Raw genomic sequence first — 14,870 nt, forward strand, 5'->3', positions numbered from 1 at the left:
GCACTGCAGATTGCAAGAACGGCCCAGGTGAGCGGTAGGTCGGGGTTACGCCCCCGACGCGCGTAATGGCTAGGTTTTCCGTACGTCGGGGGCGTAGCCCCGACCTACCCTTACGGCTCTTGCCGCTTTGATGGTTTGACTGACTTTACGGCAGGCCCTAGGGCTCCGCGATGCGCTGCACGATGAGCTCGGCGAGTTTGTCGTAGGCGCCGTCGAAATGATGTCCGCCCGGCAGCGATTGCGCATGCACGTGTCCGGGTGGAATATCCGGGCATAGCGAATCGTCCTCGTCCTCGCCGTACAGGCATAAAGCGTCGGCTTCGCTCAATTTGACCGCCTCCGGCAAGATGGGCAGACCGTCGTCCTTGCCGATCCAGTTGGCAAGATGGAATTCGAAGGAAGCGTTCTGCCCCAGGCCCATGAGCACGGTCTGCGCCACCCGTGCACGGGAGGCGTCGGGCAGCCGGTTCACCGCGAAGGGCAATACGTCGGCGCCCTGCGAGTAACCGATCAGCACGACCCGTTTCTTGCCCCAATGCTTGGCGTAATGGCGCACGATCCGGTCGATATCGGCGGCCAGCTCCTCGGGTTCGCGCGCCTTCCAGAAATAGCGCAGGGAATCGAAACCGACCACGGCAATTCCCTTGGCGACGAGTGCGTTCGCCACTTCCTTGTCCAGTCCGGCCCAACCGCCATCGCCGCTCAGCAGGATGGCGAAGGTGTCGTTGTCGCCGGCGGCCGGCACTTCTATCAAAGGCAGGTCGATCAGTTTCGGCGGCGGCGGCGGAAGCGCTATGTCGCGCCCCGCGGTCAATACGCGGTAACTGGCCAACAGCGCTGGCAACGCGCCTTTGTCCGTCCACAGATCCCAGCCGCGGCCGGGCAGCGCCGACAGCGCGGCGCCGTGGGTGCGGCCGACGAAATCGCGCACGCCGGCGACTGCACAACGATCGTCATTGGTCTGCTGCAGCACGACCCAGGGTTGCGGCAACTCCGATACGGGCGCGAGGACCGAAACATCGCCCTTCGCGTCCTCAAGGAAGTGCTTGTCGGCGCGCTGGCATAGCGGCTTTCCCAGATCCAGCCGTGGGCAGAACGACAACGAGATCGCCCCGGCGAAGGTGTCTTGGTCGGCGACCGCCTGCATCGCGTAAGCAAGCGCGGCGCCTGGCCCGTAGCCGACCAGCAAGGGCGTGCGGTAAGTAGGCTGTTGTGCGTAGCCTTGCAGGTAGTGCGAAAGGTTCTCCAAGTCGCCGTCGGGCAACACGCAATCGTCGCCGTCTTTGGCCAGGGCGGCGCGCAGCTTGGGCATGTCGATGCCCGCCACCATCGCTCCCTCCTTGACCAGGGCGCGGGCGGCAGTATCCATTGCGCCGTCCCAACCCTGCTCGCCGGAAAGGAACAGCACGAACTGGTTGGCTTGCCCTTGCGGCCGATACAGCGCGACGCGGTCGAAGGAACCATGCGAGATGCGCTCCTGCGCATGCGCAGGCAGCATGGACAGAAACGCGACCGACAGCGAAACCACGAGACGTTTGATCATTTTGCGATGACACCCTTCAAACCGCCGCTGATCAACGCGGCGATATCGGCCAGCAGGAGCAACGGGACGACACCGCCCGGCGATGCCAGGTAGCGCGCTTCCCATTGCGGATCGAATTTTTCCTTGAACGCCCGCAACCCGCGGAAATTGTAGAAATTCTCGCCATGCGCGAACAACAACCGGCCTCCGCGGTGCCAGAACGGGGCGAGCGAATGCTTGGCCATGCCCGACAGCGGCGCCATGCCCAGGCCGAACCGCTGGAATCCGAGTCCGCGCAAATGCAGCATCAGTTCGGCGAACAGGAAATCCATGGTGCCGTAAGGCATCTTCGGCAGGTGCCGCATCAGGTCGACGGTGGCCTCGGCCTTGGTATCGGTGGTCAGCAGCGTGGCGAAGGCGACGATGCGGCCCTCGTGACGCACCACGGCTACCGGCTGTCTCAGCACATAGTCGTCGATGAAAGCGCCTACCGAGAAGCGTTTCTCCGCCGCCCGGTGTTCGGCCAGCCACGCATCGGAAACGGCGCGCAGCTCCCCGAGTATCTCCGGCACTTCTTCCACCGGCACCATCCGGAATTGCGCGCCTTCGCGTTCGGCGCGCTTGAGGCTGTAGCGCAGGTTGGAACGGCGTTTCCCCTCCAGGGAGAAATCGGCCAGCGGCACATAGGCGTATTCGCCCAGCTTGAACAGGCGCATGCCCGCGTCCAGATACATCGACAACGCTTGCGGACGCACCTGGTAGAAACAAGCGCGCCCTCCCGCCTCGCGTGCGCGCTCCACCAAGCGCCATACCAGCTCCGCCTGTTCGTTTTCCGGCCCCAGCGGATCGAACAGGCCGATCCACGAGCGCCGCTGGCGTCCGAACATCACCATGGCGTTGCCGGTTTCCGAGAACAGGAACTGCTTGTCGCCGGTCAGCGCCAGAAAACCGTCGGCGTTGTCCTGTCGGCGGACGATCGAGTCCGCGCGCGCCAATGCGGCCGCGTCCGGCGGCTCCGGCGCCGACGAGGCAGGACGCAACAGCTGGCGCACCGCCAGCACCAGGGCCAACAGGGCGATACCCACCAGCGCACGCAATGAACGCGGCGCATGTCCGTTGAACTCGAACTGCCACCACAACTCATGGGTGTAGTCGACGTCCTGATAGGCGAAGAACAGCAACGCGATCAATGCGGCGAAGATGGCCGCGACCGCCAGCAACCAGCCGCCGGTGAACGGCACCGACAACAGCGAGGCCTTGCGCGTGAACTGTTTCCGCGACAAAGCCAGCGCGGTCACCAGCGACACCAACAGCACCGCTTCCGATACGGCAATGCCCTTGGGCAGCGCCATCAGCAAGGTCATCCCAGCCAACCCCAACCCCGCCCACCATGCCGCGTCCAGTCGCGACAACATGCCGCGCGCCACGAACAGCAGCGCCAATCCGGCGACGCTGCTGAGGAAATGCGACGCTTCCACCAGCGGCAGCGGCACGTGCAAGGCCAGTAGCTCGGTGGCTTCTTCGGTGGCCGGCGTGACCCCCGACACCAGCACCACCACCGCCACGACCAGCGTATAGGCGGCAAGCAGCAACGGCGCCAGACTGCTGACCGCCCGGGTCAACGGCGCCGCGACCCCGCTGCGCAGTTCGTGCAGCATCATCAGCAGCATGGCCAGCAGCAGCGGCAGCACGTAATAGACGAGGCGATAGAGCACGAGCGCTCCGGCCAGCGCTTCGGCGGGCACCCGTCCGCCGAGAGCCACCAGCATGACCGCTTCGAACACGCCCAGTCCGCCCGGCACATGACTGATCACGCCCAGCACCAGCGCCGCGGCGTAGAAACCGATGAAGACCGGGAAACTCACTGCGCCGTCAGGCAACAGCACCCACAGCACCGCGCCCGCAGCCAGGATATCCAGCACCGACCACAGCAACTGCCGCAGCGCCAGCGAGGCCTGCGGCAGGCGCAGAGGCAAGCGCCCGAACAAACGGCGTTCGCGGCCATCGCGGCACCACACCAGCAGGGCGCCGATCGCGGCCAGCACCAGCCAGGCACCGATCGACAACAGCCAGGCGGGGACATGCACCAGTGGAGCGAGCACTTGCACGTCCCACAGCAAGCCCAACGCCCCGACCGTACCGACACCCAGGCCGAAAGCCACCGCATTGAAAGCGATGGCCCGCGAAATCAGCCCGGCTTCCACGCCGGCGGCCCCGTACAGACGCATGCGCACCGCGCCGCCGGTGAACACGCCCAGGCCGATGGTGTTGGTCAACGCGTAAGCGATGAAGGAAGTCTGCGCGACTACCCGGTAGGGCACCGATGCACCCACGTAGCGAAGCGAAGAGTGGTCGTAACCGCTCAACGCCAGGTAGCTGACCGCCGTGGCCAGCAAGGCCAACGCTAGGCCGCCCGTATCGACGCCGCGCACCGCCGCTACGACCTGGTCGTAGCTGATTTCCTGCCACAGGCCCTTGAACGCGAACGCAAGCAATCCCGCCAGCGCGATCACGCCCGCCGCCAACAACCAGGGCCTGCCCCGCTGCAGCAAGGGCAACCACGATGCCGCTTTGAAATCGATGGTCCGCTGCCTCCGCGACATGACCCCTAACCGCCGTTGAACGCCTCTGTGCGACAGGTTTCCATTGGTCGCAGTTCCCTGCCTTTATCGCGCAAGCGGCGAGGCATCGCCGTGAAGGCGATGCGGACGCCGCTTCATTCCGTGCGCGCGAGGGACCTCAACTCAGCGCTTTGGCCGCTTCCACCACTTTCTCGGCGGTGATGCCGAAGTACGGATACAGCGTCTCGGCTGGAGCGGACGCACCGAAGGTATCGATGCCGATCACCGCGCCGTCCAGGCCCACGTACTTGCGCCAGAAATCGGTGACCGCCGCTTCCACCGCCACGCGCTTGCGCACGGCCTTGGGCAAGACCGATTCACGGTACTCGGCCGGCTGGCGGTCGAACACGTCGGTCGAAGGCATCGACACCACACGCGTCCTGATGCCTGCGGCATCCAAGGTGGCTTTGGCCTGCGTAGCCAGGCCCACTTCCGAACCGGTGCCGATCAGGATCACGTCCGGCGTACCGCCTTCGGCATCGGCCAGCACGTAGCCGCCGCGCGCGATGTTGGCGACCTGCGCTTCGTCGCGTGGCTGGTGCGGCAGATTCTGGCGGCTGAAGACCAGGCAGCTGGGACCGTCCTTGCGTTCGATGGCCGCGCGCCAGCACACCGCCGATTCCACCGCGTCGCACGGGCGCCAGACGTCGTTGTTGGGGATGTAGCGCAGCGAGGCCAGGTGCTCGACCGGCTGATGGGTCGGGCCATCCTCGCCCAAGCCGATGGAGTCGTGCGTGTACACATGGATCGCGTGCGCCGGGTTGAGCGCGCTCATGCGCACTGCATTGCGCGCGTAGTCGCTGAACACCAGGAACGTCGCGTCGAACGGAATGAAGCCGCCGTGCAGCGCCAGACCGTTGCTGATCGCGGTCATGGCGAATTCGCGCACGCCGTAATAGACGTAGTTGGCGTTGGGATCGTCCGTGGCCACCGACTTGCTGGCCTTCCACAGGGTCAGGTTGGAATGGGCCAGGTCGGCCGAGCCGCCGATCAGTTCCGGCAGCAGCGGCGCGAAGGCTTCGATGGCCATCTGCGAGGCCTTGCGCGAGGCGATCACGGGACCTTCGGCCTGCAGTTTCGCGATGAAGGCATTGGCCGATTCGACGAAACCTTCCGGCAGGTCGCCGTGCGAGCGGCGCGACAACTCGGCCGCTTCGCTGCCGAAGTTGGCGGCGTACTGGTCGAACAGCGCGTTCCACTGGTCTTCGCGCACCGCACCGGTTTCGCCGGCGCGCCAGCCGGCATAGATTTCCTCGGGAATTTCGAACGGGGCGTACGGCCATTCCAGCTGCACGCGCGCGGCCGCCAGTTCGTCCTTGCCCAGCGGTGCGCCGTGCGAGGATTCCTTGCCCTGCTTGTTGGGCGCGCCAAAGCCAATCGTGGTGCGGCAGCAGATCAGGGTCGGCTTGTCGGTGGCCTTGATAGCGGTGTCGATGGCGGTCTTGATTTCCACCGCATCCTGGCCGTTGACGTTGCGGATCACCTGCCAGCCATAGGCCTCGAAGCGCGCGGGCGTGTCGTCGGTAAACCAGCCGTCGGTATTGCCGTCGATGGAGATCTTGTTGTCGTCCCAGAACGCGACCAGCTTGCCCAGGCCCCAGGTGCCGGCCAGCGAGGCGGCTTCGTGCGAGATGCCTTCCATCAGGCAGCCGTCGCCCATGAACACCCAGGTGCGGTGGTCGACGATCTGGTATTCGGGACGGTTGTAGCGTTGCGCCAGCAGTTTTTCGGCCAGCGCGAAGCCGACCGCATTGGCGAAGCCCTGGCCCAGCGGCCCGGTGGTGGTTTCCACGCCGGGGGTTTCGCTGTGCTCCGGATGGCCGGCGGTCTTGCTGTGCAATTGGCGGAAGTGCTTCAGTTCTTCCAGCGGCAGGTCGTAGCCGCTGAGATGCAGCAGGGCGTATTGCAGCATCGAGCCGTGGCCGTTGGACAGCACGAAGCGGTCGCGGTTGAACCACTTCGGATTCCTGGGGTTGTGGCTGAGGTAATCGTTCCACAGCACTTCGGCGATGTCGGCCATGCCCATGGGCATGCCAGGATGGCCGGATTTGGCGGCTTCCACCGCATCGGCGGCGAGGAAACGGATGGCGTTGGCGAGCTGGCGGCGGCCAGGCTTGTTGGAGGCGGGCGTCGTCATGGGGGCGATTTTCAGTGAGGTCGCCCGTAGCTCGGGCGGCCCTATTGTCCCATGGTTGGGGCGCAGAGCGCTTGCTCTTACGCCCTTTGGAAAAGAGGGCCATGGGGGATTTGCTCTTGGCGCCAAGAGCAAATCCCCCTCAATCCCCCTTTTTCAAAGGGGGAGGTCAGTCCAGGACTCTTGGCTGATCTTTTTCCCCATGGGCTACTAGAGTGGCCAGGGTCAAGTCGCCGGTCACGTTCAGGGTGGTGCGGCACATGTCCAGGAAGTGGTTCACGCCCAGGATCATGCCGATGCCGACCGGGTCCACCCCGACCATGGCGCAGATCAGGGCGACCACCGGCAGCGACCCGGAAGGCACGCCGGCCGTGCCGATGCCGCCCAGGATGCAGACCAGCATCACCATCACCTGTTGCCAGATCGTCAGGTCCACTCCGAAGAACTGCGCCAGGAACAGTACGGTGACACCTTCGAACAATGCGGTGCCGTTCTGGTTGGCGGTGGCTCCCACCGTCAGCACGAAGCGCGAGACGCGATTGGGCAGATGCAGCTTCTCTTCGGCCACGCGCAGCGCGGTGGGCAGGGTGGCGTTGCTGGAGGCGGTGGAGAACGCCATCACGCTGGCTTCCTGGGTGGCGCGGAAGAACGCCAGCGGCGACTTGCCCACGGTCTTCAGGGCCAGCGAATAGACCACGAACATGTGGAAAGCGAGCGCCAACACCACCACGCCCACATACGCGCCCAACCGCACCAGCAGGTCGAAACCGAAGATGGCGGCCAGATTGAACATGAAACACGCCACCGCATACGGCGCCAGCCGGATCACCAGCCCGATCAGGGTCATGGAGATCTCGAACACGCCTTCGATGCCGCGCTTGAGGATGGAGGTGTTTTCGCTTTCGGTCAGCACCAGGCCCACGCCGAACATCACAGCGAAGAACATCAGCGCCAGGATGGAACCGTTGTTGCCAGCGGCGCTGATCACGTTGTCGGGCACGATCGACAGCAGCATGTCCAGGCCGCGCGGTTGCTTATCGACGCTGGCCACGATTTCCTTGGCGCGCTCGGCGTTGTCGGTCAGCAGGCTTTGCGCCAGCGCGGGGTCCACGCCGGCGCCGGGCTTGAGCACATTCACCAGCACCAGACCGATGATCACCGCCACCGAGGACAGGATCACGGTATAGGCCAGCGTCTTCCAGCCGATGCGGCCCAGTGCGCGGATATCGCCCATCTCGGCGATGCCCACCACTAGGGCCGAGAACAGCAACGGTACGATGAGCATGAAGATGAGGTTGAGGAAGATCTTGGAGAATGGCGTGGTCACGTAAGTGGTGACCCACTTGACCCATTCCGCATCGCCGCCGCCGGTCGCGTGCACCACCAGTCCCAGCAGCAGGCCCAGGCCGAAGCCGATGGCCATCTTCCAGTGCAAGGGAAGCTTCTTCCTGCCGGAAACGGGCGTATCGCTCATGCGGTGGTTCCTCTGCGGACAAGGCCGCAGCTTAGCAAACCTCCCAAGGGAGACCGTAGGAGCGACGTGAGTCGCGATGAACCGTCGGAGACAACGTGCCTTCGCGACTCACGTCGCTCCTACGCCGCCCCGCGAATCATCAGGCCGGATACAACGGCGGAAGGATTTCCTTGGCGGGCTTGGCCCTGGCCCTCCAAACCGGCCCGTCCCGGAACGCTTCGCGCAATGCGGCCCGTGCGGCGACGCCGTCGCCATCGGCCCATTTCGCCCGACGCAGCTGTTCCACCGCATTGCGCTGCGCGGGCGATTCAAGCTTCGCGATCAGGGCATCCAGATCGGCGCTGGGAGGAGTGGACATGCCGCACAGCACATCGCCCACTTCCTCCAGATCGCCGCTATCCAGCGCGCGCTTGAGGTCGGCCCGCGTCTGCGTGGGCGGCGACTCCGGAGATTCTTCACCCATGCGCGCAGGCGAACGCCGTGCAATGGGTGCGGCGCTGCGGCGCTGCAGCGCCCAGATCAACGTGATCAGCCACAGCCCGGCGAACGCCACCGCCAGCCAGACCCAGACGCTGTCGGGCAGACGCCCGCGTTCGCCGGTGGCCTGCAGGGAGTTGTCGCCGGCCGTGGCGGTTGCGTCGGCCGTCGCGGGAAGCGTCGAGTCTGCGAACCCGCCGGCGCCGGGTGCGACCTGCAGGGTCAGATCGGGCAGGCCGGCGGTCTTCGCCGCGCCTGCGCGCACGTCCCACCACGCCATCTTCGCTCCGGGCACGACCAGTTTGCCGGCGCCGTTGGGCACCAGCGAATAGCGCCGGGTCAGCTTCACCTGTGGAGATCCGGCGTTGAAGGTCTCGTTGTATTGCGGCGGTTCGGCGAACACCTGCGCGCCGGCCACCGACGGTGCGGGCAGCTCGGGCATCTGCGCCTGCGTGGCACCCTGTGCGACGACTTCCACCACCAGCGTCGCCGCTTCGCCCGCGCGCAACGATTGCGGTGCGCCGACGTAGCGCATGCGCAGGTCGCGCAACGGCAACCAGGGCTGCGGCGCATTGGCCGGCTGTGCGCGTACCTGCAGCGTACGGGGCGCGCCGTTGGCGCGCATCTCGCGGCTGTTGCCGCCCAGCAGGTCGTCCATCCACCCGCCCACGCCACGGCCTGCGAACCGGGGGCCGGGAATCACCAGCCTGCCGCTGCGCTCGGGCACCATCATGAAACGCCGTTCCACCACGTTGTAGCGGCGGCCGTTGAGCTCGCGCACCGATTGCACGTCATCGCCCACGCGCTGCAGGGAAGCGCCGTCGGGAGCGTCCAGGTCGAGTTGGCCCGAAGCCAGCGGCACTGCGTAGAACAACCGCAAGGTGACGCCGACGGACTGCTGCACGTAGGGATTGGGATCGTCGACTTCGGTTTCCAGAAAAGCGGTCGCGTTGCCGCGTGGCGATACAGGCGCGGAAGCTTCGACCACCAATGCCAGCGGTGGACTGCTCTGGGCGCCGACGCGCAAAGCGGGAATGGCCAGGGTACCGGCGCGACGGGGAGAGAGGTTTACGACATAGACGACCTTGGCCGTCACCGCGCCGTTGATCATCTGCACCTGGCGGCTGCTGGACTGGCCGCTGAGATCGAAATCGGCGCGCAGCGGAGAAAAGTCCGGAGTCGCGGCGGCCTGGTCTGTTTCGATGTTGAGCGTGGCCGATTCGCCCAGCGCGATCCGGTTGCTATCCAGCCAGGCACGGGTCGCGGCCTGCGCCGCCTCCGCTCCCATGCTTGAAGCAAGCAGGCAAAGCAGCATCAGGATCAGGTTGCGTTTCATTGTCCCTCCTTCTGCCGGCGTTCGTATTCCAGCTGGAATTTCGTTTTCAGCAAGCCGCCCGGCTCATCGGGCACACGCCGCAACCAGGCTTCGATGGCCTGTCTGCGCTCGCGCTGCTCGGGGGTTTCCGTAGCCCGGGCCACCTGCGCGCCGCTCTTGTCTGCTTGCGCGGATTGCTTGCCTGCCTGCGCCATGGCCTGTTGCATGCGTTGGCGCTGCGCCGCATCGGCGGCCTGCTGCGCTTTGGCGTCGGCAGCCTGTTGTTGCGGGGTACGCGGTTGTTCGGGCGTTTTCCCGGCGCCGGTCTTCGGCAGAGTCTGCTGCGGATTGCCCGCCTTGTCCTTTGCATCGGAAGGCTGTTGCTTGGGCTCGGTTTTGCCGTCGCCCGCTTGCCCGCTCTTCTGCTGCTGGTCTTTCTGCTTGCCCTGGTCTTGGTTTTGATTCTGGTTCTGCCCGCCTTGCGGTTTTCGCTTGCGCGCCGCATCCACCACTTTGCGGTTCTCGATTGCGTCTTCCATCTTCGGTTGCCGCTTCAGCGCCTGATCGTAGGCGGCGATCGCTTCGTCGTACTTGCCTTGCTTGGCCAGCGCATTGGCCTGGTTGTACCAGGCGTCGGCGCTGTCGATGCCCGTGAAAGCCTGCTCGGCTGCAGAGTAGTCCCCTTTGCGATAGGCATCGGCGCCGCGTTCGATGCGTGCATGCTCCTGTTGGTCGGTTCGCTGCCACCATTTGTTTTCCGCGGCTTGCGCCGTCGTTGACATCGCCAACGGCAAGCAAAGACACAACGCGACCGCGGCGAACGCACCACCGCGACGGAACGCGAACAACGCCAGCAGCATCAACGGCGGCAGCAGCCAGTAGCCCTCGTCCTGCCAGGCCAGGCCTTTCTTGCCGCGCGCGGCGCTGGCGTCGGTTTCGCGCGGCATCAGCAGTTCCAACGCGCGCAGATCGGAGTCGTCGGCAGTGACGGCCTGATAGCGGCCACCACCGACAGCGCTAAGCGCCCGCAGCGTTCCCGCCTGCAGGCGCGCCTGCGCGATGCGGCCTTCGGCAGTGCGGTATGGCGCGCCCGCAGCGGTGCCCAGTCCCAGGGCCGATACGCGATAACCCTGGCGCAGCGCCTCGGCCGCGGCGCCGTTGGCCGCCGTATCGGCGTGGTCGCTGATCAGCACGATATCGCCGCGTTCGAAACCTGCCTGTTGCAACAAACGCACCGACCAGGCGATGGCCTTGCCGGGTTGCTGTCCATCGACCGGCATCACCTCCGGTTCCAGCGCATCCAGGAACAACGCCACGTTGGCCGCATCGTCGGTGAGCGGCGCCACCGTGAACGCCTCGCCCGTATAGACCACCAGCGCGACCTGGCCGCCTGCGCGTTCGCGCAGCAAGGTGGCCAGCTTGGCGCGCGCCTGCAGCAGGCGCGATGGCGGCAAGTCCGAGGCCGCGATGCTGCTGGACAGATCCAGCGCGATCACCAGCGGCGAATGCGATTGCCACAGCGGCTGCTCGCTCTGACGCCAACTGGGGCCGGCGAGCGCGAGGATGGTGATGACGTAACCCAGCGCGCCCATCCACAGTGCGCCGCGCACGGCCTTGCCGCCTTGTTCCAGCAGATGCGGCAGCAGATGCGCGTCCACCACGCCCTTCCATACATTGTCGTTGCGCCAACGCATGCGCCACAGCGCCCACAAGGCAGGCAAGGCCAGCAACGCCCACAGCCAGTGCGGGCGCAGCAGGTGCAACGAGTCCAGCCAGCAGCTCATTGCAGCCGCCTCGGCAAAAGGAATGCGAGCAACGCGACCAGCAAGGCGGCCGCCAGCGGCCATCCGTAGCGTTCGACACGCGGACGCACGCGCGCGCCTTCCTGTTTCACCGGTTCGATGCGGTCGAGCTCGGCGTAGATGCCGGCCAGCTGCTCGGTATCACGCGCACGGAACGATTGCCCGCCGGTTTCCTGCGCGATCTTCTTCAGCGTTTCCTCGTCTATCTCGTCTTCGCCGCCGGGCATGGGCACGGTGAGGCCGAAGATGGAAAAACCTCGGCCCGATCCACCGAAGGCGATGGTGTGGATGCGAACACCTTCGGCTTTGGCCAGTTCGGCCGCCTTGAGCGGATCGAGCACGCCAGCGGTGTTGACGCCGTCGGTCAGCAGGATCAGCACGCGCTGGCCCTTGGGCTGATCGCGCAGGCGTTTCACCGCCAGACCGATGGCATCGCCGATGGCGGTCTCGCGCCCTGCCAGGCCAGCGACGCTGTCGCGCAACTGGTCGCGCACCGAATCGCGGTCCAGGGTCAGCGGCGTCAACGCGTACGCGCGCTGGCCGAACACCAGCAGTCCCACCCGGTCGCCTGCGCGGCGATCGAGAAAATCCGCCAGCACCGCCTTGGCCGCCGTGAGCCGGTCGACCACATTGCCGCCCAGCTCCATGTCCGGCTCGCTCATGCTGCCGGACAGGTCCACGGCAAGCATCAGATCGCGACCGCTTTGCGGTGGCGCCACCGCTTCGCCAAGTTGCTGTGGACGCGCCGCGGCGGCGCAGAGCAGAAACCACGCCAGCCAGGCCAGGGCAGCGATATGCAACCGCCGCGAACGCCCGCCGAGCGTGGCGATGGCATCCAGCCGCCTGCCGTAGGGCACCTTCAGCGACGCCGAAGTACTGCGATGGGGCGGCAACAGCCAGCCGGCCAGCCACGGCAGCGGGAAAGCGAGCCACATCCACGGCCAGGCGAAGCCGCCGAACGCGATCTTCAGCGTCTCGAGCCAGGAATCGATCATTTCCGACCCGCCATCAATTCAAGGAAGCGCACACGCGCCAGCGCTTTAGCTGCGGCGAACTCGTCCGTCGGCACTTCGCGGCGATACCCTCCTTCCAGCAGCATTCGTCCAACGCCTTCACTGAAGGCCTTCTGCTTCTGCCCATCAAGCAGGCGCAGCCAGTCTTCGCTTTGCAGACTGTCCGCCTGCTTATTCACACGTCGCGCCGCGCGCCGCAGCAGCTCCGAAATAGCCGCCACTTGCGCGGCGGGCGCGGCGTCGCCGCAAGCGTCGTCGAAGAGTTTCTGCCAAGCGAGCTTCCTGCGCCGACGCTGTCGCCCGACCCACCACAGAATCGCGAATACCAGCGCTATCGCACCGGCCGCCAGCCACCAACCTGACGCCGGCGGCCACCACGAGGGCGCTGGCGGCACATGCACGTCGCGAAGCACCAGTTCCTGCGCCTGCATCAGGCCACCTGCGATTGCGCGCGGCCGAGCAGCGGCAGCCAGGATTCGCTGGGCGCATCGCCTTGCAGCGAATACGCGCGCACGCCACGGCGCGGCAGGTTCTCCAGCGCGCTTTCGATCGGGCGGCCGAACTCCTGCCGCCAACGTTGGCGTTGCGTAGCGTTGCCCAGGTCCAGTTCGACACGATGGTCGCCTAGCGAGAACGGCAGCATTGCCTTGGGAGGCTCGGTTTCCAGCGCGTCGGTCAACAGCAGGACGACCACTTCGTGGTGCATGGCCAGCGCGGGCCAGCGCGATTCCGGAATCGCCGCAATACTGCGCGGATCGGCCAGCACGATCAGCCGCGAGCCGGGACGCAGCAGGCGCGTGGCGCTATCCAGCGCCGAGGCCAGACCCGAATCGTCCTTGGGCGGTTGCGAGTACCAGCGCACCAGCGCGTCGAGCACGCGCAATGCGCCGCGTGCGCCCGATGCGGGCGGCACAGGCGCCTCCTGCCGGCTGCCGCGCAGAATGGCGACACGGTCGCCGTCGCGCACCGCCGCCCACACCGCCACCGCCGCCGCCCGCGCCGCCTGCACCGATTTGTAGCGGACACGCGTGCCGAAATACAGCGCCGGCGAAGTATCGGCCACGATCAAGGTCAGCCGCTCGCGTTCGGCCTGGAACAACTTGGTATGCGTGCGGCCGCTGCGCGCGGTAAGCCGCCAGTCGATATGGCGCACATCGTCGCCGGCCACGTACTCGCGCGATTCGGCGTACTCCATCCCGCGCCCGCGCGCGCTGGATTGCGCCGGACCGGCGACGTTATATCTTCCCTTGCGTGCGGGCGGCCTTCGTTGCGCGATGGCGCGCAACGCCACCAGCTCGGCCAGTGTCGGCTTCAAACCATCGCCGGTGGACGGTTTCATCCGTCTGCCTCCTCGCCGCTCAGGGCAGCGGTACGGCGGCGATCAGCGCGGCGACCAGCTTGTCGCCATCCCAACCTTCGGCCGTGGCCTCGTAACTGGGCAATACGCGATGCCGCAGCACGTCGGGCGCGATCGCGCGGACGTCGTCGGGGGTGACGTAGTCCCGCCCCGCCAGCCAGGCGCGCGCGCGCGCGCAACGCTCGAGCGCGATCGAGCCGCGAGGGCTCGCGCCCCATGCGATACGCCGCCCCAATTGCGCGTCGTAGCGCTTGGCGTCGCGGGAAGCCAGCACCAGTTCAATAAGGTAGCGCTCAAGTTGCGGCGCCACGTGCAGATCAAGCACGGCCGCGCGCGCGGCGAAGACGTCTTCGATCGGCAACCGCGCAACCGCTTCGGCGGTGTGCTGCAAGGTATCGCGCGCGCGTTCGCGCGCCAGCCGCAGGATTTCCGTCTCGGCCGCCGCTTCCGGATAACCAATGCGCACATGCATCAGGAAACGGTCCAGCTGCGCTTCCGGCAGCGGGAACGTGCCCTCCTGCTCAATGGGATTCTGCGTGGCCATCACCAGGAACAACTGCGGCAACGGATAGGTGTGGCGGCCGACCGTCACCTGGCGCTCGCCCATCGCCTCCAGCAAGGCGGACTGCACCTTGGCCGGCGCGCGGTTGATCTCGTCCGCCAGCAGGATGGGGTGGAAGATCGGACCGGGCTGGAACTCGAAACGCCCGTCCTGCGGGCGCCAGACTTCGGTACCGGTCAGATCGGCCGGCAACAGGTCCGGCGTGAATTGCACACGGGCGAAATCGGCCTGCAAGCGCGAAGCCAGGGCTCGGATCGCGGTGGTCTTGGCCAAGCCGGGCGCACCTTCCACCAGTAGGTGGCCATCGGCCAGCAACGCGATCAGCAGGCGTTCGACCAGCGCGGACTGGCCGACGATGGTCTCCGAGAGACCGTCGCGCAAAGCGCCGAATGCCTTGTGGAGCCGGGAATTGCCGGCAATGACGGGCGGATCGGCAGCGATGCCGGCGTTCTGGCTGTCCATGGGCACTTGATCTGTCAGGGCGTCGCTCGATTCTGACCGATCGGAGAACCGATGGTTCACTGCCGATGGCGGCATATTCCCACTTGTTCAGCAACGTCGTTTGCAAATAAAAACGGGGCCGCGTGCGGCCC

General features: G+C 66.2%; 10 protein-coding genes. All 10 read right to left on the reverse strand.

What is annotated here, in order from left to right; all coding sequences use genetic code 11:
- Positions 1 to 157: 157 nt before the first annotated feature.
- The 10 genes from BLR66_RS08170 to BLR66_RS08215 all read right to left on the reverse strand — a co-directional run bounded on the left by BLR66_RS08170 (position 158) and on the right by BLR66_RS08215 (position 14,739).
- A complete protein-coding gene (locus BLR66_RS08170; RefSeq protein ID WP_176943795.1) occupies positions 158 to 1,543 on the reverse strand; it encodes a virulence factor family protein in 1,386 nt (461 codons plus the stop codon).
- On the reverse strand, positions 1,540 to 4,125 hold the full coding sequence (gene mprF, locus BLR66_RS08175) for a bifunctional lysylphosphatidylglycerol flippase/synthetase MprF (protein WP_143014586.1): 2,586 nt from the start codon (positions 4,123 to 4,125) through the stop codon (positions 1,540 to 1,542). Before mprF ends, BLR66_RS08170 begins: the two co-directional genes overlap by 4 nt.
- A gap of 136 nt (positions 4,126 to 4,261) precedes the next feature.
- The gene (gene tkt, locus BLR66_RS08180) at positions 4,262 to 6,280 is read right to left on the reverse strand and encodes a transketolase (RefSeq protein ID WP_093283026.1); all 2,019 of its coding nucleotides are present in this window, start codon (positions 6,278 to 6,280) and stop codon (positions 4,262 to 4,264) included.
- Positions 6,281 to 6,446: 166 nt separating this feature from the next.
- Positions 6,447 to 7,751, reverse strand: a complete 1,305-nt coding sequence (locus tag BLR66_RS08185; RefSeq protein ID WP_093283031.1) for a dicarboxylate/amino acid:cation symporter — start codon at positions 7,749 to 7,751, stop codon at positions 6,447 to 6,449.
- Between the two features lie 139 nt (positions 7,752 to 7,890).
- On the reverse strand, positions 7,891 to 9,564 hold the full coding sequence (locus BLR66_RS08190; protein ID WP_093283035.1) for a BatD family protein: 1,674 nt from the start codon (positions 9,562 to 9,564) through the stop codon (positions 7,891 to 7,893).
- On the reverse strand, positions 9,561 to 11,327 hold the full coding sequence (locus BLR66_RS08195) for a tetratricopeptide repeat protein (RefSeq protein ID WP_093283039.1): 1,767 nt from the start codon (positions 11,325 to 11,327) through the stop codon (positions 9,561 to 9,563). Before BLR66_RS08195 ends, BLR66_RS08190 begins: the two co-directional genes overlap by 4 nt.
- Complete coding sequence (locus BLR66_RS08200; protein WP_093283042.1) at positions 11,324 to 12,340, reverse strand: vWA domain-containing protein; 1,017 nt, start codon at positions 12,338 to 12,340, stop codon at positions 11,324 to 11,326. The genes BLR66_RS08195 and BLR66_RS08200 overlap by 4 nt, the downstream gene beginning before the upstream one ends.
- Positions 12,337 to 12,789 carry a DUF4381 domain-containing protein gene (locus tag BLR66_RS08205; protein WP_093283046.1) on the reverse strand — a complete coding sequence of 151 codons (453 nt, stop codon included), beginning with the start codon at positions 12,787 to 12,789 and terminating at the stop codon, positions 12,337 to 12,339. The genes BLR66_RS08200 and BLR66_RS08205 overlap by 4 nt, the downstream gene beginning before the upstream one ends.
- The gene (locus BLR66_RS08210) at positions 12,789 to 13,697 is read right to left on the reverse strand and encodes a DUF58 domain-containing protein (protein WP_093283056.1); all 909 of its coding nucleotides are present in this window, start codon (positions 13,695 to 13,697) and stop codon (positions 12,789 to 12,791) included. The genes BLR66_RS08205 and BLR66_RS08210 overlap by 1 nt, the downstream gene beginning before the upstream one ends.
- A 19-nt stretch (positions 13,698 to 13,716) precedes the next feature.
- Positions 13,717 to 14,739 carry an AAA family ATPase gene (locus tag BLR66_RS08215; RefSeq protein ID WP_093283061.1) on the reverse strand — a complete coding sequence of 341 codons (1,023 nt, stop codon included), beginning with the start codon at positions 14,737 to 14,739 and terminating at the stop codon, positions 13,717 to 13,719.
- Positions 14,740 to 14,870: the final 131 nt, after the last annotated feature.

Source organism: Pseudoxanthomonas sp. CF125 (assembly GCF_900104085.1).
Classification (GTDB): domain Bacteria; phylum Pseudomonadota; class Gammaproteobacteria; order Xanthomonadales; family Xanthomonadaceae; genus Pseudoxanthomonas_A.

What these genes read in the sequence shown, in the direction of transcription:
- BLR66_RS08170 (WP_176943795.1), bottom strand. Translation starts at nt 1,543, where the DNA reads ATGATCAAACGTCTCGTGGTTTCGCTGTCGGTCGCGTTTCTGTCCATG.
- BLR66_RS08195 (WP_093283039.1), bottom strand. Translation starts at nt 11,327, where the DNA reads ATGAGCTGCTGGCTGGACTCGTTGCACCTGCTGCGCCCGCACTGGCTG.
- BLR66_RS08205 (WP_093283046.1), bottom strand. Translation starts at nt 12,789, where the DNA reads ATGCAGGCGCAGGAACTGGTGCTTCGCGACGTGCATGTGCCGCCAGCG.
- mprF (WP_143014586.1), bottom strand. Translation starts at nt 4,125, where the DNA reads ATGTCGCGGAGGCAGCGGACCATCGATTTCAAAGCGGCATCGTGGTTG.
- BLR66_RS08200 (WP_093283042.1), bottom strand. Translation starts at nt 12,340, where the DNA reads ATGATCGATTCCTGGCTCGAGACGCTGAAGATCGCGTTCGGCGGCTTC.
- BLR66_RS08185 (WP_093283031.1), bottom strand. Translation starts at nt 7,751, where the DNA reads ATGAGCGATACGCCCGTTTCCGGCAGGAAGAAGCTTCCCTTGCACTGG.
- BLR66_RS08215 (WP_093283061.1), bottom strand. Translation starts at nt 14,739, where the DNA reads ATGGACAGCCAGAACGCCGGCATCGCTGCCGATCCGCCCGTCATTGCC.
- BLR66_RS08190 (WP_093283035.1), bottom strand. Translation starts at nt 9,564, where the DNA reads ATGAAACGCAACCTGATCCTGATGCTGCTTTGCCTGCTTGCTTCAAGC.
- BLR66_RS08210 (WP_093283056.1), bottom strand. Translation starts at nt 13,697, where the DNA reads ATGAAACCGTCCACCGGCGATGGTTTGAAGCCGACACTGGCCGAGCTG.
- tkt (WP_093283026.1), bottom strand. Translation starts at nt 6,280, where the DNA reads ATGACGACGCCCGCCTCCAACAAGCCTGGCCGCCGCCAGCTCGCCAAC.